Origin of the sequence: Pseudobacillus sp. FSL P4-0506 (assembly GCF_038003025.1) — a bacterium.
Lineage (GTDB): Bacteria > Bacillota > Bacilli > Bacillales > Domibacillaceae > Pseudobacillus.
The window spans coordinates 1,362,137-1,388,001 of record NZ_JBBOOI010000001.1 but is presented as its reverse complement, the minus strand read 5'-3'; the positions used below and the strand labels follow the sequence as shown (position 1 = coordinate 1,388,001).

The following is a 25,865-nucleotide window of genomic DNA, read 5'->3' as shown; positions in this document are numbered from 1 at the left end:
TTTATTTATCTAAAAATCATTTTGCTGGAACTAATGAAGCGATAATTTCTGTTATCCGGTCCCCTACTTCGGACGTAGAGGCTGTTCCGTTCATGTCAGGCGTTAACGCTTTATCTTCTAAAAGTAATTGTTCAACGGCAGCTAATACTGCTTGGCCGTATTGCTCATAGCCGAAAAAGTCAAGCATTTGACTCGCAGACCAAATAGATGCCAGTGGATTTGCGACACCTTGTCCTGCAATATCCGGAGCCGATCCATGAATCGGCTCAAACATGGACGGGAAGTTACGCTCAGGATTAATGTTGGCCCCTGCAGCAAGCCCGATACCGCCGGCAAGAGCGGCTCCCAGATCGGTTAAAATATCCCCAAATAAATTGGATGTAACGACTACTTCAAAACGCTTCGGATCCTTGATCATCAGCATGGCGGCTGCATCAACCAGGTAGGACGCCGTCTCCACTTCCGGATATTCCGCGCTTACCTCATCGAATACCTGATCCCAGAAAACCATGGAATAATTCAAGGCATTCGCTTTGGAAATGCTTGTAAGAGACCTTCCTTCTCTCTTTGCTGTTTCAAATGCATAGCGGATAATCCTTTCTGTTCCTTTACGGGAAAACACGCTGTTCTGCAATACCACTTCATGTTCTTGCCCCTTAAATAGCCAGTCACCGGCACCCGAGTATTCTCCTTCACTGTTCTCACGAATGAACAGCATATCAATGTCCTCGCGTTTCACGTCAACAAGCGGCAAGTGTGCCCCTTTCAGCAGTCTAACGGGACGAATATTCACATACTGATCAAAACTTTTGCGGATTTTCAATAGTAAATCCCAGAGTGAAATGTGATCGGGAACTCCAGGAAAACCAACGGCTCCTAAATAAATTGCATCAAATTCTTTTAGCTGCTCAATTCCGTCATCATCCATCATTTTGCCATTTTCTGCGTAAAACTCGCATCCCCATGGAAAGTAAGTAAAATCAAACTGAAAACTTGAATCAAGTTCAGCTACTTTATTTAATACTTTAACCCCTTCGTTAATAACTTCCGGTCCAATGCCATCCCCGGCAATCACCGCTATTTTAAATGTTTTCACGATAATCTCCCTCGTTCTTTCAGCTTTGGTTCCAAACGACTAATTTCATTTCAGTCATTTCTTCCACTGCATACTTAATGCCTTCACGGCCTGTGCCGCTTTCTTTCACACCGCCGTACGGCATCTGGTCTACACGGTATGTCGGCACATCATTGATGATGACACCGCCAACATGCAGCTCCTGTGAAGCGTACAAAGCATTCTTAATATTATTTGTGTAAATTCCTGCCTGCAGTCCATAGCGGGAATCATTTACTAATTCCACCGCTTCTTCGATACTGCTTACTTTATTAACAACGACAACCGGAGCAAACGCTTCCTGGCAAGATACCTTCAACTTATGCTCCGCCCCTGTAATGATGGTTGGCCCTAAAATGCCGTTTTGCAGTTTACCTCCTGCTGCTATCTGGGCACTGCTTTCTTTTGTTTCTTCGATCCACTCTAGCACGCGCTCTGCTTCCCCTTTGGCGATCAAAGCGGAAATGTACGTATCGGGATCAAGCGGATCACCGACTTTCAATTTCTTTGCCGCCTCTGTAAATTTCGCAATAAACTCATCGTACACTTCTTCGTGGGCATAGACACGCTGCAGGGAAATACATACCTGGCCTTGATTGGAAAAAGCTCCCATGATGCAGCGGTCAATGATGTCATTGATCTGAATATCTTTATCGATGATCAATGCTGAATTAGAGCCCAACTCAAGCGTTGTCTTCTTCAATCCTGCTTTACTGCGAATGCTAATACCCACACTTGGACTTCCTGTGAAAGTCACCATGCTAACACGATCATCTTCAACAATGGCATCTCCCACTGTTCCTCCCGGTCCCGTTACCACATTTAGCACGCCGGCTGGAAGACCAGCTTCCGCGAAGAGCTCTGCGATGAAAAGAGCAGAAAGTGGAGTTTGTGAAGCTGGCTTTAATACGACTGTGTTACCGGCTGCGATGGCAGGACCGACCTTGTGTGCAACTAAATTGAGTGGAAAATTAAACGGTGTAATAGCACCGATCACTCCAATCGGTTCTCTTACCGTATAGCCGATCCGGCCAACACCGCCCGCAGCCGCATCAAAAGGAATCGTTTCACCATGAATTCTTTTGGCTTCTTCCGCAGAAAACTTATAGGTTTCAATCGTTCTTGCTACTTCTGCTTTAGCGAAGACAATGGGCTTGGCTGATTCACGAGAAATAATTTCAGCTGCTTCATCCGCTCTTTCTTTTAAAAGAGTAACTACTCTCTCCAAGATCTCCGCCCGTTGATAAGCAGGCATTTTTCCAATCGCTTCACGTGCGTGATAAGCAGCTGTAATGGCTTGCTTTGTCAGCTCTCTGTCGGCCATAGCAATCTGGGCAATCTCCTCCCCGGAATAAGGAGAGCAAAGCGGGGTGTATACCGGCGCTTCCACTTTTTCACCATTGATCAAAAGAAACTGTTTAACAGAATTTTCTTTACTCGTTAATTTACTCATTGAGGGCCTCCAATACCATTTCATGAAATTGAACGATCGCTTTTTCCGAAGAAGAATATTTGCCCTTATTAAACGCGCGAGACCGGAAACCAATTTGTTCCAGCTCTACTAAGTCCACATCTTCCTGACGAACCTGTTCCGCAAAAGCAACTAAGTCTTTTTCTTCCTGAGTCAAGTTTTCATCGCGGAAGTAATACGTGTAAACAGCCAATGTGTTTTCATGGTCAATTGGCAGCATTTGAATCGTTGCCATATTTCCCGGTCCCGGATAAATCGTAACCATTAAATTTGGCCATAACCAGTAAAAGGTCCCACCCCGCATTTCCGCCTTGTTCAAATCCACTTCACCATAATTTTTATCAGGCTTTACAATGGACCCTTGGATAGAGTAGTTCTCACATGTAATAATTTGATAATCATCCATGTCCAGTGTTGCAACGAAGCTTGGATGAGCTACATGGCAATGGTCACATTCTAAATAGTTGTCAATGAATGCCTTCCAGTTAGCTTTAATGACACGTGTTTTTTGACCGGTTCTTTTCAGTTCGCTCAAGAAAGGAAACTTGCTCAATCTTTCAAAGAAATCCCCATAAGATTCACTGAGCGGCTTTGCTTGATCATCCAAGTTAACGAAAATTAAAGATTCCAAAATTTCCATGCGCACAGAACGCAAGCAAGCCTCCTGCACACAAGCAGCGTCTTGCCCTCTAAAGTTCGGCGCTTTATTTAACTTTCCATCCAACTTGAACGTCCATCCATGATAGCCGCACTGAAGGATTTTCTTCTTCCCCGCTTCCTTCTGTTCAAGCTTCGTCGCACGGTGTGGACAAACATTGTAAAAGGCGCGAATTACTTCATCCTGGCCACGAACAACGATGATTGGTTCTTTAGCTACTTCCGTCGTAAAGAAAGATCCTGGTTTTTCTAGTTGGCTGACATGCCCGACAAGCTGCCATGATTTTGAGAAAATAAGATCCATTTCCTTATCCAATACTTTTGGATCTGTATACAGATCATAAGTCATTGTTCTCTCAAATGTCCGGTTCGTCGCGTTTTCTACTTTATTATAAGCCATTATTCATTCTCCCCCGTAAAATAAATTGTGTTAATTGAATCAGCCTGGACTGTTTTTAAAGCGCTTTCGTTTTGGAGAAAGACGTTTGCCCTTCAGCTGACTTCTGCCTTTTTACACGCAAAAGGTTGTTCAGCCACTTTAATAGAGTCTGTCGGGCAGCCATCAAGCGCATCCTCTAAATCTTCTTCAAGGTCTTCTGGTACTTCCATTGCTCCTTCATTGTTATCAAGAACAGCAAAGGCAAGTCCTTCATAATCGTAATCGAACAGCTCCGGAGCCGTTGCCCCGCAGGCGCCGCAGGCAATGCACGTCTCCTGGTCTACTATCGTGTATTTAGCCAACACTACTCGTCTCCTTCCTGCTACTTGATTTCGTTATTACACAGAGTGGGTACTTTTGTTTTTTTCGCCCATCACACTCGTACTGTGGAGCGGCTGTACTTTTGCGCTCGGATCAATATATACTTTGGCGTTGCTGACAGCTGTGGGTGCTTCTCCAAAACCGCTGGCAATCAACTTGACCTTTCCTTCGTAGGTGCAAATATCTCCAGCGGCATAAATGCCTTCCAGGTTTGTCTCCATCCGAGAATTTACTACAATAGAATTTCCTTTGATTTCAAGTCCCCACTCTTTAATTGGTCCAAGGGACGAGACAAAACCATAGTTAACGAGTACATCATCGACTTCAATTTCAAGTGGTTCACCGCTCTTGGTTTCCGTCACAATGACTTTTTCAATCCTTTCTTCGCCAATAAGTTCCATCGGCACATACGGTGTTACAATGTCGACCTTTGACTGTTTTAACAGCTCTACACTATGTTCATGAGCACGGAACTTATCTCTACGATGGATGAGCGTTACTTTTTCTGCGATTGGCTCAAGCATCATCGCCCAGTCAACGGCTGAATCCCCTCCGCCGAATACCACTACCTTCTTTCCGGCAAACTGATTTAAATTCTGAACGGAATAATGAAGGTTAGCGCTTTCAAATTTTTCTTCGCCTTCAAGTTTCAGCTTACGTGGCTGAAAAGCTCCATTTCCAGCTGTGATAATAATTGCTTTTGAGTAATGGGTTTCTTCATTCGTTGTGATAGCGAGCACTTCATCTGTTGTTCGTACGATGCTTTCCACTGACTGTTCCAGACATACTGCCGTTTCGAATTGATTCATTTGCTCGATTAATTGATCAACAAGCTCCTGAGCACGTACTTTTGGAAAGCCAGCAATATCATAAATATATTTTTCAGGATATAAAGCGGATAACTGGCCGCCAAGCTGTGGTAGACTTTCAATAACCTTGACTGAAGCCTGACGCATTCCCGCATAGAAAGCAGTGAACAACCCAACCGGGCCGCCGCCAATAATTGTAATATCAAATATTTCCGGCTGTTGCTTCATCGTCATTCCCCCTCTACTACAAAAATAGTTCTCCTTGAGTCTGCCTCTTTGGAATAAACGGATATTTCAAGACAGTGTTGACTGCCTGTTGGTTGTATATATGCAATTCCAATGCCAACTTCTAAAATTAGCGAAAACGATAAAAAAATAACGAAAATTCTTTCAATTTTGATTTAAATTGAGTTATATTTAACTCAAAGTTAAGAATAGTTAGTCAAATATAACTCACTTGATTTACAAAAGGGGGAATGCCTGTGAAACATGCAGAAGAAAAAAACAGCGTTGAGATGACACTGGAGACGTTATTAAAAATACTCGATCATTCTTCCGATGAGATTTTTGTACTTGATGGTGAAATGCGGATTCTTTATGTTAATCAGGCGTGTGAACGTCATTATGGATTAAAGCCCACCGATGTAATCGGTAAATATAACATTGAATTGTTCGAAAAAGGGTATTGGAAACCTTCTATTGTTCCTGAGGTGTATAAAAGAAAGAAACCATGCTATATGAAACAGCAAACATATATTGGTGCAGAACTGCTCACATCTGCTATTCCGCTCTTAAATGAAGCAGGAGAGATTGAACTTGTTGTCATAACGTCAACAGAATCACAAACGTATAAAATGTTCAAAGCGAAAGAGGCAGCAAGTGAGTCAAATATAACTCACTTTGAAGAGGAAGCAGAGCGGATCGTTACAAACAGCGAAAAGATTAAACAAATCATCTCCTTCTGTGAAAAAGTAGCACCTACAGATTCAACGATTTTGATTGAGGGAGAATCAGGCACAGGAAAAGGAGTGCTTGCCCATTTTATTCATCGAATTAGCCAGCGGAAAAACGGGCCATTTTTAACAATCAATTGTGCTGCTATTCCAGAAGAGTTACTTGAATCCGAACTATTTGGCTATGCAAAAGGGGCATTTACCGGCGCCAGCAAATCTGGAAAGCCCGGCTTGATCGAGGCGGCGGACAACGGCACTGTGTTTCTCGATGAAATTGGCGAAATGCCTCTTGCTCTTCAGGCTAAACTGCTTCAGGTTATTCAGGATAAGCAATTTATCCCTGTTGGCGGCAGTGAAACAAAAAAAGTCGATATCCGCATTATTGCTGCCACCAATCAGAATCTAGTCCAAATGGTCAAGGACAAACAGTTTCGCGAAGATTTGTTTTATCGTCTAAATGTGATTGATGTCCATCTGCCACCGCTCCGCGAGCGAAAAGAAGATGTGATTCCACTGACATATAATTTTTTAAATAAGTTTAACGAAAAATACCATACGAACAAAGTCATTTCAGAAGAATGTCTCAATACTTTGATTCATTATCCATGGCCAGGCAACGTGAGACAATTGGAAAATCTCATTGAACGGCTAGTTGTGATTAGCGACTCTGTCATTCAAGTGTCTGACCTTCCTGATATGATTACGGAAAACGCCGGGCCTCTTACCCAGCTTTCCCTTCCCCACACTCTCGACCAGGCATTGAATGAGACAAAACGGATTCTCATCAGAAGATCTTACCAGATGTATAAATCATCACGAAAAGTCGCCAATGACCTCGGCATCAGTCAGACGAAAGCGTCGAAGCTGATCCGCGAATATTGCAGCGATTTGATGAGCTAGGCGCATAAACACGGTCACCAGGTCCGTGCACAAGCAGTCAGTAAATACCCCAGGTGGTGAGTAATCCTGGAAACATAAAAAAACCTTTTCCTAACAGGAAAAGGTCAGTTTGTCGACAAAAGGGGTTCGGAATAGTCTTATTCCGAACCCCTTTTGATTTTTCGGTAGTTTTAAAGCCCTTCGAGAGAAAGATAGACCTCTCCGAGGTCATCATTTAAGCCATTTCTGGTTCTCGCCAAGTCCAGCTGGCCATTTTCTTGAGATTCATGGCAGCGAAAGTAAGCATCGCTTGCATCGACAATTTTTTAAGTCCCCTTAACGTTGTCCAACGCATGCCATGCTTTTCTTTTGCATCTGCGAATACACGCTCAATCGTTTCTTTTCGCTCCGCATAAATCGCTTTAACTTCTTCGTGGTGGCGAAGATGGTCGGCCTCTTCCATATATTTCTGCCAAATATGGCGTGTCACCACTTTTTGATGATCTCTGCTTTCCGTGCATTTAGCTAAAAAAGGGCAGGAGGTACAAACCTGTTTGGGTGATCTGTATTCACGATAGCCTTCCTTATTCGTCGTTGAGTAATTCAATACTTCCCCTGCCGGACAAAGGTAACAGTCAAAATGTTCATCGTACACATAGTCATGCTTTCTGAAGAAGCCCTCTTTTGTGCGCGGCCGTGTATAAGGCAAAGCAGGTGTCATGCCGTTTTCCATTAAATAACTGGCAATGGCAGGTGTTTTGTAAGCTCCGTCTGCACCAACAGCTTTAGGTTTTCCTACCTTTTCTATCACTTTCTCCATTAACGGCTCTAAGATTTGGCTGTCATGTGTGTTGCCTGGTGTGACCATTGTGCCAATTACGAATCCCTTACGGTCTGCGGCCGCGTGAAAGGAATAGGCAAATTGTTTGGTTCGTTCGTCTTTAACGTAGTAGCCACTGTCCGGATCGGTTGTACTTTCCTTGATTTCTTTCGTTTCTTCTTTATCGAACTTATCTGGCGGGAACGGCTTTTTTCCATGATCCTCTCGGTCCTGATTAATCTCTTCTTGGAGGCGTTCCTGATACGCGCGTGTTTCTTTGCGAACCATTTTCTTTTCAAATTTACGCTTATTCGCGCTAGCTTTTACATGAGTGGAATCCACAAAAACGTGCTCCGCACTAATGAGCTTTTTCTCGGCAGCTATTTTTAAGATACGATAGAAGATCTGTTCAAACAGGTCGGTATCTTTAAAGCGACGCTCGTAGTTCTTACCGAAGGTAGAGAAATGCGGCACTTTATCATGGAATCCATAACCGAGAAACCAGCGGTAGGCCATATTCGTTTCCACTTCCTCGATCGTCTTGCGCATGGATCGAATGCCAAAGGCATATTGGATAAATGTTAGTTTAATTAAAATAATTGGATCAATGCTTGGGCGGCCCACTTCCGCATACAATCCTTCCACCAAGTCATAAATAAAAGAGAAATCCATCGCTGCCTCCATTTTACGGACCAGGTGATTCTCTGGTACAAGCTGGTCTAGAGCGATCATTTCTATTTGATTCCGTTGGATTGGATTGTTTTTCGAAAGCATCTTTCTCACCTCAAGTGTTTGATCTATTTATTTTAAAACAGGTATGGTTGTACGGCTACTCTAACTTTGTAACCCCTGTTGATTGAAATGGATGGCGCAAAGACTCCTGCGGGATCAGCGGGACAGGTGAGACCCCGCAGGCGCTTTCGCGGCGAGGAGGCTCACCGCCCGCCCCGCGGAAAGCGAAGCGCCTGGAATGGAAATCAACAGCCCCCATTCACAAGCAAAATAAAAAGGACTGTAGACAAACTCTAGAATTTCATTGAGTTTGTCTACAGTCTGACCTTTTCCTAACAGGAAAAGGTTTTTTCTCTAGGAAGGCCGGTGAAATGAGCCAACAACTTCAACCGTCTGGGTAACATTAACAAAGGCCCCAGGATCAGCATCATGAATCATTTTCTTTACATCAGTAAGCTGATAACGCGTAATAACCGTCATGAGTATGGACCGTCCTTCACCCGTGTAGGCTCCTTCTCCGTTCATTAGCGTAACACCGCGATACAAGTTTGCCAGAAGCTTTCCTTTCACTTCTTCCCCTTTGGCAGTAATGATCATTAATGTTAGCTTGACATGGTTAGTATGAATCATGTCAACCACTTTTCCTGTCGCATAAATGGCAATCAGCGTATTGAGCGCAGCATCCCAGCTGAAGATAAATCCAGAAGCCAGGACGACTACAGCATTCATAGCTGTTAAAATCGAGCCAAGCGGAAAGTCTTTCTTCCTTGTCAAAAGCATGGCGATAATATCAAATCCACCTGATGAACCAGAAGCCCGGAAGATCAGCCCAATGCCGGCTCCCGTAATCACTCCGCCGAACAGTGCGGACAAGATAGGCTCTGTGGACACTTCAACAATCGGTATCACATAGAGACTGAATGAAATCGTGACTACTGATAAAATCGTGTAGCTGATAAAGCGCCTTCCAAGCTTGATTAACCCAATAATTAGAAGCGGCAAATTCAAAATCAGGTTTACCACGCCTGTATTTAAAGGAGTGATCAGACCAAACATAATTGCTACCCCACTAAGCCCACTGCTTAATATCTCGTGCGGGATGAGAAAAAAATTGTAAGCGACTCCTACTAAAAATGAGCCAAACAGAATGATTACAACATTTTTCATCTAACCTCTCCCTTCTCCCATCTACTGTTTAATTGTTATTATTATAGGGGAGAAACTGGAGATTTTAGAGATAATAGTTTTTTCTGAAAAACCAGACGCGCACAAAAAGATGTAGAACAAAAACGCGAAGAGACACTTAACTCTTCGCGTTTTTATTTATAAAGCTTTTTTCTGCTTGAAAGGAATGGCTCCGATCAATACCTCTACACCTGTCGCAAAAATAAATACGATCCACGCGTACTTCCAACTAATAATAAAACCAATGAGAAGAAAGGTAGCAAAGGCAAAAATCCATAAAGCACCCGAGATACTCCCTCGTATCATTTGATATTCCGGATTATAATACTTGGCTGTATACTTCATCCACTCTTGGTCGTGTTTGCTGCGGTCCTTTTCTGTCAGTCCAAGAAACACGTAAAGGCAGATGGAAGGAATAGCAAATGGAAGCAACGTAGCAACCCACTCACCATTTTCTACACTCCCTTGAAAATAAACAATACCAGCGGTAAATAAGCCAAACAGTAAAACTCCCGTCGCTGCTGTATAGCCTGCTGCCCGGATCGGTCTCATTCCAAAATGATGTGGAGTTTCTTGAGTCAACCCTAAATAAACAAGCGCACTGATCGATACAAGGGCAAATGGAAACAAGGTGGAAATAGTAATGTAGTATTCTTCCATCCGCAAATGGACAAGCAGTGCCGTAATCATCCCGAACAGTAAAATTCCAATGCTAATGACATAGCCAAACACATGGACTTTAGGGAGCGGTTTTTTATTATACATATGATCAATAACTTCATAATGAGCTTTTATGCCGATGTCTTCAGCTACCTTCGTCACATCGCCAAGCTGGCTGATTGCTTTCTGAAACGCCTCTTCTTCGTTCATACCCTGATTAGTAAATTCCTGAATCCTCTCCTGCAGATTAACCTCTACTTCCTCCTTTAATTCATTAAGCTGATTGGAGGGAGGAAAATCAGCAAATACTTGTTCAATATATTCCTTGATCCTGCTCTTCATTTTTTCACAGCCTTTCTACAATAATTTGTCGATGACTTCTTTGGTAAACTCCCAATCATCACAGTTTCGTTTATAAAGCGTTTCACCGGAAGCAGTAATACTGTAATATTTTCTTCTGCCTCCCTGTGTCTCGCTTCCCCAATAAGAAGTGACACAGCCCTCTTGTTCAAGCCTTCTAAAACTGGAATAAAGAGTTGCCTCTTTTAATTCGTACTGCCCTTCGCTTTTCTCAATAATTTTTTTATAAATTTCATATCCATAACTGTCCCCTTCTTTTAAAATTCCAAGGACGATCGTATCTGTATGGCCTCTGATTAAATCAGATGATATTTTCGCACTCATTAGGCGTCCCTCCTACAATTACAATATACTTCATATTACTTTGTCTGTCAAAGTAATATTACAGACATTTTCTATTAAAAAAAGACAAGTTTAGCCATCTTGGCTGTTCAAGAAATAAATAGCTCTTCTTACTTTCCATACGTTATGATAGAGACACTATTTAAATCTGAGGTTTTTAAAGGAGAAAGTGATGTTGTTTGCAAAGAAGGAAAATTACAAGTAAGTGGCTTATTCTTTTCATTGCTACTCTTGCTCAAGCCTGTGCCACATTTGTCACTTACGGGATAGGTCCGCTGGCAACTTTCTATCAAAGAGAATATGAGCTTTCACAATTGGAAGTTGGCCTGTTAGTATCCGCAGTAAACGCTGGTCCGATCTTCTCTATGCTATTCTTTGGAGATTTAATGGAGAAACACGGAGAGAAGTGGGTCGTTGGTTTAGGCGCTGTGTTTCTGGGCTGCAGTATTTTAGCTGCTTCTTTAACAGATCAGTATGTTTTACTGCTTATCATTTTGGCCATTGTCGGCTTATGGTACGGCACCGCCCAGCCCGGCGGAAGCAGTGCTATTATGAAATGGTTCCCTAAGCAGCACCGCGGACTGGCGATGGGCATCAGGCAAACGGGAATCCCTATCGGCGGGGCCGCCGCTTCAATGATTCTTCCTTTCTTGTTTTATTACAATGGGGCCACCGCCGTCATAACAGCACAATCAGCCGTTGCTATAACAGGTGGTTTAGTCTTTCTTTTATTCTACAAAGATATTAAGCATGGAAAGAATGGCAGCAAAAAACACCGCTTCATGGAAAAAATCAATACAATTAAAAGTAACACTAGTCTTTATCCTGTATTTTTCATTGGCATGATTATGGTTTCTTTGCAGATTATCCTTGTTGCCCACTTAATGAGCTACTTTACGAACACTTTGCATGTGAAGCTTAGCACAGCAGGGTCTTTCTTAAGTTTTGCGTTGGCTGGCGGAATGTTTGGCCGGATTATTTTGGCCTGGATCAGCGACCATGTATTTAAAGGAAATCGAAGCAAGCCCCTGCAACTAACGATGTGGGCCTCTGCTATGGCTGTATTGGGTCTTATTCTTCTGCCATCTTATCTCCCTTTATGGGCAATTAACCTTTTATGCTTTTGGATAGGATTCTTGGGAATTGGCTGGTTCAGCCTGTTCATCGTGCTCGTCTCGGAAAAATCAACCACTGAATTCTCCACCTTAACAGTGAGTTTTGCTTTAACGTTAAATCAAGTGTTTATTGTTGTTTCTCCCTCATTATTCGGATGGCTTGTAGACTATTCTTCCGGGTATACTATTCCACTGCTTATGCTTACTTTTTTTATCATGGCAGGCGCTGTATGGCTTGGATCATCTGAGAGGCACTATAATAAAAAAGCTTAGGATGACCATGAAAAGACTGGTCATCCTAAGCTTCTTTCAAAGATTGACTATAGTTAAATTTGAGCTTTCACCACTTTACTTTTGGGCAGACGAAGTAACGTACCCCTTTTTCCCGACAGATAAGCCAGTGACAAAAATAAGCACTGAAGCCGCAATCAGCATGGTTAAAGGAATCGTCCAGCTATGGGTAAGATCATGCAATCCGCCGAACAAAACCGGTCCAACAGAAGCCAGAAGATACCCGAATGACTGAGCCATTCCCGATAACTCTGCCGCTTCCTGTGTACTTTTCGTACGCAGACTGAAAAACATCATAGCGAGGCTAAATGCAGATCCTGCTCCAATACCGGTAAAAATCACCCATAGCAGCAAAAGGGCACTATCGTCAAACAGTATGCCAATCAGTCCGGCCGTAAATAAGACGGCCGTGGCAGCTGCAATCCCACGCTGGTTTTCCTGCCGGCCTGCCAGCACCGGCACAATAAATGTAAACGGCAAAACAGAAAATTGCATCATTGACAGCATCCAGCCGGCTGATCCGGCATCCATTCCTTTTTGCTGTAAGATATCCGGCAGCCAGGTAATTACTACATAAAAGATTAACGATTGTAATCCCATAAATAAAGTAACCTGCCAGGCAAGACGAGAATGCCATAACCGGCTGCCTGAGCGATTGCCTCCTGGCACTGCTGTTTGTTTTTTACGACGCAGCTGCGGCAACCAAAAGAAAACAGCAATGAATGCTAATACTGCCCATACCCTGAGAGCGCCTGACCAGCCAAAACCAGCGCTGGCAGCAAGCGGTACACTAAGGCCCGAGGCGATAGCGCCACAGAGATTCATGGAAACGGAATAAATGCCTGTCATCACACCAAGACGCTCAGAAAAATGTTGTTTGATAAAGCCAGGCAGCAACACATTGCCAAGAGCAATCGCTAATCCGAGTAAAATTGTCCCTGCAAATAAGGCTGCTACTCCCCCGGAGGAACGGAGCAATATTCCTGTTGCCAAAGCAATTAAAGCGACAAATAATGTCAGTTCGACTCCGAACCGCCGAGAGATTTTTGGCGCAAACGGCGATAGAAAAGCAAAGGCAAGCAGAGGAAGCGTCGTAATCGTGCCAGCAACAGCATTTGATATTCCAAGATTCTCCCGAATAGCTGGTACGAGGGGTCCGACAGAAGTTAAAGGTGCTCTAAGGTTGGCACCGATCAAAATGATCCCCACGATTAAAAAAACGACTTTCCATCTTCTTGATGCATGATTTTGTTCAATAGATTGGATTGCTTGTGGTTCTCCCATTCTTATTCCTCCAAACCGGCAGACAGCAAATCTTTTAAGTAAACCATATATTCATTAACAGCTTCTGCTGCCGCCTCTTCATTTTGTGTCGCGATGCCCTCAACGAGCTTTTCATGAATATGCTGATGAGTAGCTGTGCAAAAGGAAAGTTCAACAAGATTGCGCACAGATGAATGCAAGGCATCGATCATATGCTCATATAATTCAATCAGCAGGCGGTTATGAGCAGCTGCAGCAACAGCTTGATGAAGCTGAATATCTGCTTCTGCATAACCTTCCTGATCCCCGTCATTAATCGCCTGACGGCAGTTATCTAAATAAGACCTCAGCTTTCTGACATCTTCATCGCTTCGCCGAACAGCCGCCAGCCGGGCTGCTTCCCGTTCAAGTGCATGTCTGACCTCCAAGGTTTCCTGCAAATCCGACTTGCTTACCCGCCGTTCAATAGCCACGCCGAGGGCGCTCGTCGAACAGACATGAGTGCCGCTTCCTTGTCTTGTCTGCAAAAGACCGCTATGCACAAGTGCGCGTATGGCTTCACGAAGTGTATTGCGGCTCACTTCAAATCGTTCCATCAATTCCATTTCCGGAGGCAGCCTCGTGCCGACCGGCCAAGCACCGGTCTCAATTAATTCCTCTATTTGTGCTGCGACTTGATCCACAAGTGAGATACGGTTCGCTTTTTCAATGTTCATGTCTACACCTCAAATTTGTAGGATGATTGGTTCATTGGCAAACTTATCATATCTATGAAAATAAGTAAACATCAAACGAAAAATTCCTAAAACAATTTTAATGAAGCTCTCCTGCCGACAAAATGCCTATACATAATAACTAAAAAAACAGCCCAAAAATCAGGCTGTTCCAAAAGCCAGAAGGATCACGGGCTTTTTAACTTTTCTTCCATCGTTTCAATAAACTTCCGCACCGCAAATCCTAGATACTTATCCGCCCTGTAAATAATCCCAATATCTCGTACAGGAGGGTCATCGCTCACCCTAATTAAGCACAAACTGGGATCATTTAGCGATTGGGAGAGCGGCAGTGGCTGGAGAGTCGCCCCGATATTTTCTTTAACAAAACGGAAAAGCGAAGGTCCCGTCGTTGTTTCTACCACTGTGTTTAGTTGAATGCCATGCTTTTGACAGTGATCCTCTAATAGTCGCCTTCCTAAAAATTGCTTAGCATACATCACCATCGGCATGTCTCTTAACTCTGCTAAACGGATAGAGTGACGGTTAGCTAACCTATGGTTTTTTGAAACGACTAACACATACTCTTCGCGATAAAGGGGGAGGCTGACTAAACGGCTGTCCTGTGATAAAAGCAGTGTAATCCCAATATCCACTTCGTTATCAAGTACTTGCTTAGTAATTTCAACAGTGGACGCAGAGAGATTTAAGCGAATGTTAGGAAATCTCTTGTAAAAATCGATGAATAAAGGAGTAAATCGGTAATCGAGCTCTGCCGGCAAAACGCCGACCGCGACAGTGCCTCCCTGGTATTCACGAAGTTCCTCTATCTCGTGAAGGGCATTTTCAAGGTTTCGAAACATTCCCTTGCAATTCTTGAGAAGAATGGCTCCAGCTTCTGTTAGAGCAATTCTCTTTCCAATACGGTCAAATAACGGAGTTCCCAGCTCCTGTTCTATCGCTCGTATTTGCAAACTAAGTGTTGGTTGAGAAATCCCAATTTTCTCTGATGCTCTTGTAAAATGAAGCTCTTCACAAAGAGTCATGAAATATTCTAACTGTCTAAGTTCCATGCCGGCCTTTCTCCTCATATCATTGATTTTTTCAATGATTATAATAGTTTTTATTGAATTGTCCAATCATTTATCTTCAGGTAACCTTGAGCTTAAATGAGTAAGAAAAGGTGTGAAGAAAATGAAAAGATTTAGGGCCACTCTGATGGCGCTCGCTCTCTTTATGGCTTCTTTAAACTTGCGCCCTGCAATCAACTCCATTTCCCCTTTGTTGGAGTCATTGCGAAACCACTTAGGAATTAGCGCTTCAACAGCAAGTTTACTAACTTCCATTCCTGTCCTTTGCATGGGAATCTTTTCGCCAGCAGCAGCCAAACTGGGAAATCGTATCGGCATGGAACGGGTTTTAGGAGGTGCTCTCCTCCTAGTTGGTCTCGGCACATTTTTACGCTTCTTTACGAACTCGGTTTTCTTTTTACTTTTTACCGCATTCGTAATCGGCATTGGCGCCGCTATTATGGGCCCTTTGCTTTCCGGGTTTATTAAACGCCACTTCCCTCACCAGGTACCGAAAATGATTAGTGTTTATTCCGTTGCTATGACGATGGGAGCCGCTCTTGCATCCGGCTTAGCCGCGCCGCTTCAAAGCGGACTGCATTCCTGGCGAGCTGCGCTTGGCATTTGGACTGTTTTGGCTTTAATCGCCATTCCACTCTGGTGGCTTTTGGTTTTACGGCAGGTTAATCATTCAAAAAACAATTCCGCCTTTCAGCCGTCCCCTGCCCTTCCTTGGAGAAATCCAAGGGCCTGGCTGCTGATATGGTCGTTTGGCCTGTCAGGAATGATCTTTTTTTCGATCACTGCCTGGCTTCCTCCGATTGTACAAGGCATGGGTTACAGTGAAAGCTATGCCGGCAATGCGCTAACTATTTTTGCGGTTGTACAAATTCCCGCAAATTTGCTACTTCCTTTTATTATTAAAAAGTATCCTTCCCGTCTCTTCTTATTGCTGTTTTTTTCTGGCGTAGAGTTCATTGGCTTTCTCATGGTGTACCTTGCAATATTCCCTTGGGTAGCCGCTATTTTTCTTGGAATTGGAGCAGCTTCCTTATTTTCGCTCAACTTGCTGCTGCCAATTGATGCAACTACAAGCGGACAAGAAGCTGCTGCTTGGTCAGCGCTGATTCAGTCAGCAGGCTATATTATTAGTGCAACAGGACCGATCTTGATCGGGTGGATTCATGATGCAACCGGAGGTTTTTTATTCTCTGTCATAGGATTGATTGCCATCAATCTCGCATGCATGATCGTTCAATTTTTTGTTGCGTTCCGCACTAAGAAAGAAAAAGTTCCCACAGCTGCATAGAGCTTATTAAATATCAAAAGGAGAGCCCTGCTTAAGCGTTTAGGCTCCCCTTTTGAAAATCATTCTCTCATTCTTTACGGTAGATCGATTAGCATAAATTGCGAGTCAGATTCTGCGATTATTTGTAAAGTGCCCGTTTCTGTTATGCGGGCAGAATCACGCTGGTGTAAGACGGCTTCAGCGTTTATCATAACTTTTCCCTCAATCACAAACAAGAAGATCCGACGTCCTTCTTTTTGCGTAAATGTGAGTTCCTGACCTTTCTCTAAATCTGATAAATAAACTGTTAAGTCCTGGTGGATATACGCGGTCTGTTCGGAAATAGGCTCTTGACTTACTATAGGAAGCAACTGATTTTTCAACTGATCCACATCAAAATTTGTTTGCTCATAGGAAGGCGTTAAACCATTTTCTTTCGGTTCAAACCATAGCTGCAGAAAGTTTACATCTTCATCAGAAGAAGGATTAACTTCCGAATGAATCACCCCTGTTCCTGCTGACATCCGTTGGACGCCTCCAAAAGTTGTTGTCGCCGTATGTCCCGCACTGTCTTCATGCTTTAAATATCCACTTAAAACAATTGACACGATTTCCATTTCACGATGCGGATGAGCCCCAAATCCTCGATGGGGTTTGACAATATCATCATTTAGCACTCGCATCGGTCCAAAGTTCATATTTTCGGGGTTATAATATTCCGCAAAGGAAAAACTGAAATGGCTCTTCAGCCATCCGTGATCTGCTGTATGGCGTGAGCTTGCTGGATAAATTGTTATCATTTGATCCCCCTCCTCTTATTACGTGTTTAGTTTAATTTCCTTGAAAAATAATGGCATCTAATGCATATTGGCCTGAACCGATTAAGGCAACACCAATCACTACTGCTATAATCATCAGATTATACTCATAGCCATTTTCAGTAGCCCAGTAACCATTTGGTCCGTGCACTTTTAGAATAGCGACGACCATCGTTCCAGCAATAATGACAGCTGCTAACGGTGTAAGCAGTCCTAAAGCAAATAGTGCTCCGCCAATCAATTCTGCCAATCCAGCTAAAACAGCCATCGTTACTCCCGGCTTCATTCCTATAGACTCAAAGAAACCTCCCGTTCCTTTAATTCCATGGCCTCCAAACCACCCAAACAATTTTTGTGCCCCGTGTCCGGCAAAGCTTAGACCGATAGCTAAACGTATTATTAATAACCCTGCATTCATCATTTTATTTCCTCCTCTTTTATTATCATTTCATATATTATGAATTCGAGATATATAGTTAAAAAAAATTATTTAAAGTTCTTGCGCGTAAAAACCTAGTTTTTTTAATTGGGTGATCATTATTTCTTTTTCTTTAGCATCTAATCCACCGAATATTTCCTGAATGGCCTCTTTATGTTTAGGAAAAATAGTACTCATTAATTCCTGGCCCTCAGGGGTAATAGAAGCATACGTGACACGTCGATCTGTTGGACATGGTTTCCGCACGAGCAGTTGTTTTTTCTCTAATTTATCAACAACGTAAGTGATGCTGCTGCTTGCAAGCAATATTTTCTCGCCGATTTTCTGTATGGGCTGATCCCCTTTGCTGAACAGCAGTTCAAGTACTGCAAACTCAGTTGTATTCAGTCCATAATTTTTTATATCTTCTTCTACTCGTTTCGTTACGGATTGTACAGCCCGAGATAATACAACGAATAGTTTCAAAGATAAGTCTTGTTGGTCAGCTGAAGCCATGATTATCAATTCCTTTACAAATTATCTCGATTTCGAGATTTATTATATAACCGTTTTTCTTTGATGTCAAACGGATCTTTTTTCAAAATAAACTGTCCGCTGCTAGTAAGCAACGGACAGGAAGTATTATTCAGTATAAAATTCTGCTGGGATTGGTCCAAAGCAGCGGCGATGATACAGCATTGGATCTTTTCCTTTATCGAGATGAATGTCGGTTACATTGCCAATCAGGACAGTATGGTCGCCTGCTTCGACTGCCTGAAATGTTTCACATTCAAATACACCGAATGCTCCTTCAATAATCGGCAGCCCATTTTCGGACATTTTCCATTTGCATTGACTGAAGCGGTCCACACCTTTAGTGGCAAACGTTTTGCAAAGCTCCTGCTGCTCACCGGCAAGCACATGCACGGCAAATTTGCCTCCTTCAGTAAATGCTTTAATTGTTGATACACCATGATCGATTGACCACAGCACCATCAATGGATCAAGTGAAACAGATGCAAATGAATTCACAGTCAACCCAACAGGTGTTCCATCTTCGGTTACCCCTGTTACAATCGTTACACCCGTTGGGTAATTCCCCATTACCTCTTTAAATAATGTTTGTTTCTCTGCTTTTTCCATTCCTCATCTCTCCCTTGTTATGTATTCACTTCTACTGTATCAAAAAATGGACAAAAACTGGGCAAAAAAGTTTCATTCTTTTTTGTTTATTTTAATATTTAATTTTTTGAAACTATTTCATGATAAAATAATGGAGGTAGGGATATAACAATTAAGGGGGAGGAACCATGAAAAATTTAACGATTCGTGAACTGAAAGCTCATTATCAAAACAAAGAATTCTCACCAGTTGAAGTCACTAATTATTACTTGAGGCGGATCGATCATAATCAAGACTTGAACACTTATATCACAGTTTGTGCTGAACAGGCTTTAAAACAAGCGGAAATTTCAGAGAAAAAATTTTTAGCCAATGAATTAACAGGAATATTAGAAGGCATTCCCCTTTCTTATAAAGATAACTTATACACGAAAGGGATTCGTACAACAAGCGGATCGAAAATCGAAGAAAATTTTATTCCGGATACCAATGCTGGCGCTTTCCAGATTCTCCAGCGGGAAGGAGCCGTCAATCTGGGCAAAACCAATATGCATGAGTATGCATTCGGCATTACATCGAATAATCCATTTTACGGACCGGTAAGGAACCCGTGGAATCGAGAATACACACCAGGCGGGTCCAGCGGTGGGTCTGGAGCAGCAGTTGCCGCCTCCTTATGTGCTGCCTCCATCGGCACGGATACGGGTGGATCTGTCCGTATTCCAGCGGCTTCTTGCGGTGTGATCGGTTTGAAGCCTACATACCATCTCGTTGATGCGACTGGCGTGAAGAATATTTCATGGTCAATCGATCATGTCGGGCCATTGACCAAAAACGTGGATGATTTAGCCATTATGATGGAAGCCTTAACAGGTCTTTCTTATTCAGAAAATCTACAGGAGGACATTCGTGGCCTCCGTGTCGGCGTGCCGTCCAATTACTTTAACGAGTATATAGATAAAGAAAGCCTGTCTCTCTACAAACAGGCCCTTAATAATTTAGCAAGCCTCGGAGCTGTGCTGATTGACATTGAGGTGCCATTTACAGCTGAAGATCTTGCTTTAGTGTTCACTCTTGCCATTTCCGAAGCAGGATTCGTACATGAAAATAGTTTGCATCATGCGATTGACCAATTCGGCCCTGATGTTCGTGCAGCTCTGGAGGCAAGCCGATCCTTCTCTGCGTTGGATTATATTAAAGCAATCAAACGAAAGGCAGATATTACAGAGCAATTTGAAAAGCTATTCGAACAAATTGATGTATTAGCGACACCAACACTGCCGGATACTGCCCAAAAAATTGGTGTAGAAGAATTTGAAATCGCCGGCAGAAGGGAACCGATCTTTGATGCGATGATCCGTTATGCGTCTGTCTTTAATTTAACCGGACAGCCTGCTCTATCTATTCCGAGCGGCTTGACAGAAAAAGGACTTCCCGTAGGATTACAGCTAGCAGCTGCAACGTTCAATGAACAGACGCTGATCCGTGCGGGCTATGCTTATGAGCAAAGCTTCCTCAAAGAGTTTTATAAAAAAAGAGAAGCGCTAGGAGAATCTCTGAAGAACTAATGGCAAAGAGCTTGGACCACTAATGGTCCAAGCTCTTTCTATTAATTAACGAAGCGGCCGGATGTGCCTGCAGAGCTCCAATACTCATTTCGCAAATGAACCTTTTGAATTTTCCCAGATGCTGTTTTGGGCAGCTCTTCTACGAATGACACCCCAGTGATTGCTTTAAAATGAGCGAGCCGGCTTCTCGAAAAATCAATTAACTCTTGTTCTGTTATATTCGAAGAAGGACGCTTTACCACAAAAGCGTGCGGTGTTTCTCCCCATTTCTCGTGGGGAACGGCTACAACAGCTGCTTCTAAAACATCACTATGCTCGTACAATACTCCCTCTACCTCAATAGAAGAAATATTTTCACCGCCGCTAATAATGACGTCTTTCTTTCTATCAACGATATCGACGTTCCCATACTCATCTACCGTCGCCATGTCTCCCGTGTATAACCAGCCATCGCGGATGGCTTCCATCGTAGCCTGTTCATTTTTCCAATATCCTTTCATCACGCCATTGCTGCGGACAATTAATTCACCGATCGCTTGTCCATCATGGGGCACCTCTTCTCCAAACTCATCTACAACGCGCACCTCATTGCCGATCATAGCGAAACCGGCTTTTGCTTTCATTCGGTATCTTTCCTTTAAAGGCAATCCGTCACACTGAGGCCGAATCGCTGAATAGGTGCTGAGCGGGGAGGATTCTGTCATTCCGTATACTTGCAGAAACTCCCAACCAAGCTCTTCTTCCACACGGGCAACAAAAGCTGGCGGCGGTGCAGATCCAGCGATGACAACACGTAATTTTTGCTTGATATGCGGTTTGTATTCTTCATTGTATTGCAGCAAACTGTTCAAGACTGTTGGAGCCATATGCATCACGGTTACATGATGATCGGCAACTGCTTCAAAAATGGTTTTCGGATCTGTTTTCTTCAAGCAAATATGGGTAGCGCCATTAGCTGTATAATAAAACGGCGCTCCCCATCCATTTACGTGGAACATTGGCAAAACATGCAGATAAATGTCTCTGTCTGACACGCGGATTGCATGCATGGAAGACATCGCATGCAGGTAATTGTTGCGATGGGTGAGCATCACTCCTTTAGGGTTGCCTGTTGTTCCGCTCGTATATAACAGACTGGCGAGGTCATCCTCCTCGACATCGGCTCTTTCGAAAGCAGTTTCGGAAAACCGTGCAAGCCATTCATTGTAGTCAGTCTCCTGACACCCCTTGCTCTTATCATGCACAATAATTTTTTCAACAGTTGTCAACTTTTCTTTTACCGGTTCAATGAGCGAATAAAGATCGTCATCTACAAAAAGCACTCTAGCTTCACTATGATTAAGGATAAATATATAATCTTCTGGTTTAAGACGAATATTGAGCGGTACCATGACTGCCCCCAGCTGGAATACTCCATAAAATCCCTCCAGCATTTCTAGCGAGTTGGGAGCAAGATAGGCTACTCTGTCCCCTTTTTTGACGCCCTCTGCTCTTAAACCACGTGATAAGCGCTGAACTCTTGCAAACAATTCTTTATAAGTGAGCGAATCTGTTGGAGTGATGACAGCTGTTTTTTCTCCATAATAAGTAACAGCCCGATCAAGAAATTGCGTAACTATAAGCGGTACATTCATTTCTCTCATCCCCTGGTCATGTATTTGTCCCTTCTTCTTTATCTTAATTGATTTTTCAGAAAATTAAAATCAATAACTGTTCACCTTGTTCCTATGAACTTACGCCTTTCATATAAAAGCAAAAAATAACGCGGGTTTTCCCCCGCGCTATAAATACATATCTTTATTAACTTAAAACCTTCTGAGTGTTTTTCTCTGTTTCGCCCATTATACTTGTGCTGTGTAACGGCTGTACTTTCGCTTTTGGATCAATGTATACTTTCGCGTTGCTGACAGCCGTCGGCGCTTCGCCGAAGCCGCTCGCAATCAGCTTCACCTTTCCTTCATACGTACAAATATCTCCCGCTGCGTAAATCCCCGGGATGTTCGTTTCCATCCGAGAATTGACAACGATGCTGTTCTTCTCAATGTCTAGTCCCCAGTTTTTAATGGGACCGAGGGAAGAAACAAATCCGTAAGTAACGACGACATCATCGACCTCGATCACCTCTTGCTGTTCCCCTTTCACTTCTTGGAGAATGACCTGTTCGATTCTCTCTTCCCCAACAAGTTCAGTCGGCACAAATGGCGTTTTGATATTGACTGAAGAATTCTTCATTGTTTCCACACTGTACTCGTGGGCACGGAATTTATCGCGGCGGTGGGCAATGGTCACCTGCTCGGCGATCGGCTCCAGCATCAGCGCCCAGTCCACCGCCGAGTCGCCGCCACCGAAGACCTGTACTTTCTTTCCGGCAAACTGGTTCAGGTCGTTGATAAAATAGTGAAGGTTCTTTCCTTCGTATTTTTCCGAGCCGGCAAGCTCCAGCTTTCTCGGCTGGAACGCCCCGTTCCCTGCTGTAATAATCACTGTTTTCGTATAGTGCGTACCCGCATTCGTTGTCAGCTTGAACGTACCATCTTCCTGCTTTTCCAGTCCTTCGACTGCTTCCTCGAGGCAGACGGTCGGATCAAACTGATTCATTTGCTCTTTTAAATTATCGACAAGCTCCTGAGCTCTCACTTTAGGAAAGCCGGCTACGTCATAAATGTATTTTTCCGGGTAAAGGGCCGACAGCTGGCCGCCTAGCTGCGGCAAGCTTTCAATGATCTTGCAAGACATCTGTCTCATTCCCGCATAGAAAGCGGTGAATAATCCTACTGGCCCTCCCCCGATAATTGTGATGTCATACATTTTATTACCTTGGTCCATATGTTCTTATCCTCCGATTTAATCAATCTCAACTATTAGTCGATTATTCGCTCTTCAAGGCTGCGTCAACAAGTTGATGAAAATATTCCTCCGCATTTTCAGTTGGAGAAAAGATTCCGTTTGCAAATGCTTTGGAGCCCAAGCCTTTCTGTAGCTCTTCCACTAGTTCAAAGTCTTCCAGCCTTACTTGATCCACAAATTTGAAATATTCTTCTTTCTCTGCTGTAGCCGTTTCATCAATTGAATAATCCCGGTAGATTCCAAGTGAAGTGCCTTCATCCAAAGGAACAACTTGAATCGTGTTAACATTGCCATCTCCCGGATAGACATTGATCATCATATTCGGCCAGATCCAGTAAAAGCGAGCAAGCTCACTTTCGTCAGCACCTTTACTGGCTGCCATATATTGATGAGTAAATTTATCGTGTGCCGTTGTACAGAAATTCGATAAGTCGTAGGACTTAGCAAATCCCGGGTGAGCGATGGCACAGTGATCGCACTCAAGATAATTGTCAACAACGGCCTTCCAGTTTGCCTTTACAACACGGCGTGTTTCTCTAATCAGCTTCACTGAATCAAAGAAGGAGAACTTCGCCATCTCTCCTAAAAACTCTTGATAAGCTTCTGACATCGATGGTGCTTGCTCATCCAAATTAACGAAAACTAAGGAATGATGTACCTCCAAACGAACTGACTTCATACAGCTGTGTGCTCCCAGCTCAGTTGTTTTAAAGTTAGGTGCTCGGTTGACACTCCCATCTAATTTAAATGTCCAGCCGTGATACTTACATTGCAATATTTTTTTGTTGCCCTGATCCTTCTGCTCCACTTTCATTCCACGGTGTGGACAAATATTATAAAAAGCACGCAATTCACCATCTTTATCATGTGTTACAATGATTGGCTCTCCCGCCACATCCATCGTCAGAAAGTCACCCGGCTTTGCCAGCTGGCTCGCATGACCAATGAAAATCCAATTCTTGGAAAATATCTTTTCTCTTTCTTCTTTGAACACCGCTGGATCCACATAACGTGAATAAGGTTGTGTAGAATTAAACTCTAATTTTTCTGTTGCTGTCATAATAAAGGCCCCTCTCATCATTTATAATCAATTAAAATGTTTATTTCTCTTGCGGACTACATACGATCCATATAAACTGTCTTTACTTCGGTATAAAATTCAATCGCACTTTTCCCTTGCTCACGGCTTCCGGTGCTTGAGTTTTTGTTGCCGCCAAACGGCAATTGCGGTTCGGTTCCGGCCGTTTCAGAATTCACGTGTACCAGCCCCACCTCGGCGTCTTCAACAAAGCGCTGTGCTAGTGTTAAATTATTTGTACAGATTGCCGCACTCAAGCCATATTCAGTATCATTGGCCATTTCTACTGCTTCTTCGTAATTTTTCACTTTAAACAAAGCGATGACCGGTCCAAAAATCTCTTCACGGGCAATGCGGGCATCTTGCGGAACGTTTTCAAATACGGTCGGCTGAACATAGAAGCCGTTCTGTAACTCCTCTTCAGCCGGGATTTCTCCCCCACATAAAAGTGAAGCTTCTGCTTTCCCCGCTTCAATCATTTCCATGACTCCATCGCGCTGTGCTTTTGACACAGCAGGCCCGATATAATTTGTTTCATCGAGAGGATCGCCGATTTTTAACTGTTTTGTTCGCTCGATAAGACGATCACGGAACGCTTCATAAATTCCTTCTTCCACAATGACCCGGCTCGTTGCTGTACACTTTTGTCCTGTCGATTTAAAAGCACCGCCCACAGCAATTTCGACCGCTCTCTCTAGATCAGCATCTTCTAAAACAATAAGCGGGTTTTTTCCGCCCATTTCCATCTGTACTTTCTTTCCGCTTTCAATAGCTTGCCTTTGAATTTCCCGGCCCACCTGATTAGACCCAGTGAAAGAAATAGCTTTTATAGCCGGATGCTTCACTAGTTCATTACCGATCACAGAACCTCTGCCAAACACACAGTTTACAACGCCCGCTGGAAGGCCAGCTTCATCGAATGCTTTCATCACGTGGTAGACTGATTTTGGTGTCAAATCAGCTGGTTTAATAACTACTGTGTTTCCGTAAATGAGAGCCGGTGCCATTTTCCACACAGGAATAGCAATTGGAAAGTTCCATGGTGTAATCAGCCCAACTGGCCCGAGCGGTGTGCGTGATGTGTATAAAAAGGTCTCTGCATTGGCTGAAGGAATGACCTGCCCTAGCGGCTGCTTTGCTTCTGCCGCGAAGTACTCAAGAATGCTGACTGCACGATTAGCCTCGCCCATTCCTTCCGTATATGTTTTTCCTTCTTCTTTTATAAGGTCCCGCCCTACTTCCTGTATATTGGCTTTTAAAATAGCGGCCGCTTTTTGCAAATAAGAAGCGCGTTGTTGAAACGAAAGCTTTTTCCAGGCAGGAAACGCCTCTTTTGCAGCAGCTGCTGCCTCATGTAAATCCGATGCTGCACTGGAAGGAAACTCCCCAAGCTTCTCTCCGTTATGCGGACTAAGATCTTCTCTATATTCTCCTGTAGATGGTTCTTTCCATTGACCATTAATGTAGTTTAAATAACGCATGTGTTCTCCTCCCATAATCTATTTTTCTGCTGCTAAATTATCATTCTTTTG

General features: G+C 43.3%; 24 protein-coding genes. 4 read left to right on the top strand and 20 right to left on the bottom strand.

Features of this window, described 5'->3' with window-relative positions; genetic code table 11:
• Positions 1-16: 16 nt before the first annotated feature.
• The 5 genes from MKZ02_RS06705 to MKZ02_RS06685 all read right to left on the bottom strand — a co-directional run bounded on the left by MKZ02_RS06705 (position 17) and on the right by MKZ02_RS06685 (position 5,039).
• On the bottom strand, positions 17-1,096 hold the full coding sequence (locus MKZ02_RS06705; RefSeq protein ID WP_340852605.1) for a tartrate dehydrogenase: 1,080 nt from the start codon (positions 1,094-1,096) through the stop codon (positions 17-19).
• Positions 1,097-1,115: 19 nt separating this feature from the next.
• Positions 1,116-2,567, bottom strand: coding sequence for an aldehyde dehydrogenase family protein (locus MKZ02_RS06700; RefSeq protein ID WP_340852603.1), 1,452 nt, complete (start codon positions 2,565-2,567; stop codon positions 1,116-1,118).
• Positions 2,560-3,642: an aromatic ring-hydroxylating oxygenase subunit alpha gene (locus MKZ02_RS06695; protein ID WP_340852602.1), complete on the bottom strand. Its 1,083-nt coding sequence runs from the start codon at positions 3,640-3,642 to the stop codon at positions 2,560-2,562. The genes MKZ02_RS06700 and MKZ02_RS06695 overlap by 8 nt, the downstream gene beginning before the upstream one ends.
• A 92-nt stretch (positions 3,643-3,734) precedes the next feature.
• Complete coding sequence (locus MKZ02_RS06690) at positions 3,735-3,983, bottom strand: ferredoxin (protein WP_120037897.1); 249 nt, start codon at positions 3,981-3,983, stop codon at positions 3,735-3,737.
• A gap of 36 nt (positions 3,984-4,019) precedes the next feature.
• Positions 4,020-5,039, bottom strand: a complete 1,020-nt coding sequence (locus MKZ02_RS06685; RefSeq protein ID WP_120034344.1) for an NAD(P)/FAD-dependent oxidoreductase — start codon at positions 5,037-5,039, stop codon at positions 4,020-4,022.
• 254 nt (positions 5,040-5,293) lie between these two features.
• Here MKZ02_RS06685 and MKZ02_RS06680 point away from each other — a divergent pair, with 254 nt between their 5' ends.
• Positions 5,294-6,664: a sigma-54 interaction domain-containing protein gene (locus tag MKZ02_RS06680; protein WP_406910218.1), complete on the top strand. Its 1,371-nt coding sequence runs from the start codon at positions 5,294-5,296 to the stop codon at positions 6,662-6,664.
• 214 nt (positions 6,665-6,878) lie between these two features.
• Here the strand turns inward: MKZ02_RS06680 and MKZ02_RS06675 are convergent, their stop codons facing one another.
• The 4 genes from MKZ02_RS06675 to MKZ02_RS06660 form a co-directional block, all read right to left on the bottom strand.
• Positions 6,879-8,237, bottom strand: a complete 1,359-nt coding sequence (locus tag MKZ02_RS06675) for an IS1182 family transposase (RefSeq protein WP_120032260.1) — start codon at positions 8,235-8,237, stop codon at positions 6,879-6,881.
• A gap of 312 nt (positions 8,238-8,549) precedes the next feature.
• The gene (locus MKZ02_RS06670) at positions 8,550-9,362 is read right to left on the bottom strand and encodes a YitT family protein (protein ID WP_340852600.1); all 813 of its coding nucleotides are present in this window, start codon (positions 9,360-9,362) and stop codon (positions 8,550-8,552) included.
• Between the two features lie 156 nt (positions 9,363-9,518).
• Positions 9,519-10,382, bottom strand: coding sequence for a permease prefix domain 1-containing protein (locus MKZ02_RS06665; RefSeq protein ID WP_120034350.1), 864 nt, complete (start codon positions 10,380-10,382; stop codon positions 9,519-9,521).
• A gap of 15 nt (positions 10,383-10,397) precedes the next feature.
• On the bottom strand, positions 10,398-10,724 hold the full coding sequence (locus MKZ02_RS06660; protein WP_120034352.1) for a PadR family transcriptional regulator: 327 nt from the start codon (positions 10,722-10,724) through the stop codon (positions 10,398-10,400).
• Positions 10,725-10,921: 197 nt separating this feature from the next.
• Between MKZ02_RS06660 and MKZ02_RS06655 the strand changes: the two genes are divergently transcribed.
• Positions 10,922-12,130, top strand: a complete 1,209-nt coding sequence (locus tag MKZ02_RS06655) for an MFS transporter (RefSeq protein WP_340852597.1) — start codon at positions 10,922-10,924, stop codon at positions 12,128-12,130.
• 75 nt (positions 12,131-12,205) lie between these two features.
• Here MKZ02_RS06655 and MKZ02_RS06650 read toward each other — a convergent pair whose 3' ends face one another.
• The 3 genes from MKZ02_RS06650 to MKZ02_RS06640 form a co-directional block, all read right to left on the bottom strand.
• Entirely contained in the window at positions 12,206-13,432 is a 1,227-nt protein-coding gene (locus MKZ02_RS06650; RefSeq protein ID WP_120034356.1) for a CynX/NimT family MFS transporter, read from the bottom strand.
• Between the two features lie 2 nt (positions 13,433-13,434).
• Complete coding sequence (locus MKZ02_RS06645) at positions 13,435-14,127, bottom strand: FadR/GntR family transcriptional regulator (RefSeq protein WP_340852595.1); 693 nt, start codon at positions 14,125-14,127, stop codon at positions 13,435-13,437.
• Between the two features lie 185 nt (positions 14,128-14,312).
• Entirely contained in the window at positions 14,313-15,197 is an 885-nt protein-coding gene (locus MKZ02_RS06640) for a LysR family transcriptional regulator (protein WP_340852593.1), read from the bottom strand.
• A 121-nt stretch (positions 15,198-15,318) separates the two neighbouring features.
• Between MKZ02_RS06640 and MKZ02_RS06635 the strand changes: the two genes are divergently transcribed.
• Positions 15,319-16,503: an MFS transporter gene (locus MKZ02_RS06635; RefSeq protein WP_340852592.1), complete on the top strand. Its 1,185-nt coding sequence runs from the start codon at positions 15,319-15,321 to the stop codon at positions 16,501-16,503.
• Positions 16,504-16,577: 74 nt separating this feature from the next.
• Here the strand turns inward: MKZ02_RS06635 and MKZ02_RS06630 are convergent, their stop codons facing one another.
• The 4 genes from MKZ02_RS06630 to MKZ02_RS06615 form a co-directional block, all read right to left on the bottom strand.
• Entirely contained in the window at positions 16,578-17,282 is a 705-nt protein-coding gene (locus MKZ02_RS06630; RefSeq protein ID WP_340852590.1) for a pirin family protein, read from the bottom strand.
• A gap of 31 nt (positions 17,283-17,313) precedes the next feature.
• Positions 17,314-17,721 carry a DoxX family protein gene (locus MKZ02_RS06625; protein ID WP_120034364.1) on the bottom strand — a complete coding sequence of 136 codons (408 nt, stop codon included), beginning with the start codon at positions 17,719-17,721 and terminating at the stop codon, positions 17,314-17,316.
• 69 nt (positions 17,722-17,790) lie between these two features.
• The gene (locus tag MKZ02_RS06620; RefSeq protein WP_120034367.1) at positions 17,791-18,234 is read right to left on the bottom strand and encodes a MarR family winged helix-turn-helix transcriptional regulator; all 444 of its coding nucleotides are present in this window, start codon (positions 18,232-18,234) and stop codon (positions 17,791-17,793) included.
• A gap of 126 nt (positions 18,235-18,360) precedes the next feature.
• Positions 18,361-18,861, bottom strand: a complete 501-nt coding sequence (locus tag MKZ02_RS06615) for a flavin reductase family protein (protein ID WP_120034369.1) — start codon at positions 18,859-18,861, stop codon at positions 18,361-18,363.
• Between the two features lie 167 nt (positions 18,862-19,028).
• Between MKZ02_RS06615 and MKZ02_RS06610 the strand changes: the two genes are divergently transcribed.
• The gene (locus tag MKZ02_RS06610) at positions 19,029-20,408 is read left to right on the top strand and encodes an amidase (protein WP_340852588.1); all 1,380 of its coding nucleotides are present in this window, start codon (positions 19,029-19,031) and stop codon (positions 20,406-20,408) included.
• A 41-nt stretch (positions 20,409-20,449) separates the two neighbouring features.
• On the opposite strand, the gene MKZ02_RS06605 is transcribed toward MKZ02_RS06610, so the two are convergent.
• The 4 genes from MKZ02_RS06605 to MKZ02_RS06590 form a co-directional block, all read right to left on the bottom strand.
• On the bottom strand, positions 20,450-22,042 hold the full coding sequence (locus MKZ02_RS06605) for a long-chain-fatty-acid--CoA ligase (RefSeq protein WP_340852586.1): 1,593 nt from the start codon (positions 22,040-22,042) through the stop codon (positions 20,450-20,452).
• Between the two features lie 166 nt (positions 22,043-22,208).
• Positions 22,209-23,234, bottom strand: a complete 1,026-nt coding sequence (locus MKZ02_RS06600; RefSeq protein ID WP_340852585.1) for an NAD(P)/FAD-dependent oxidoreductase — start codon at positions 23,232-23,234, stop codon at positions 22,209-22,211.
• A gap of 43 nt (positions 23,235-23,277) precedes the next feature.
• A complete protein-coding gene (locus MKZ02_RS06595) occupies positions 23,278-24,315 on the bottom strand; it encodes an aromatic ring-hydroxylating oxygenase subunit alpha (RefSeq protein WP_259455601.1) in 1,038 nt (345 codons plus the stop codon).
• 56 nt (positions 24,316-24,371) lie between these two features.
• Entirely contained in the window at positions 24,372-25,814 is a 1,443-nt protein-coding gene (locus MKZ02_RS06590) for an aldehyde dehydrogenase family protein (RefSeq protein WP_120034379.1), read from the bottom strand.
• Positions 25,815-25,865: the final 51 nt, after the last annotated feature.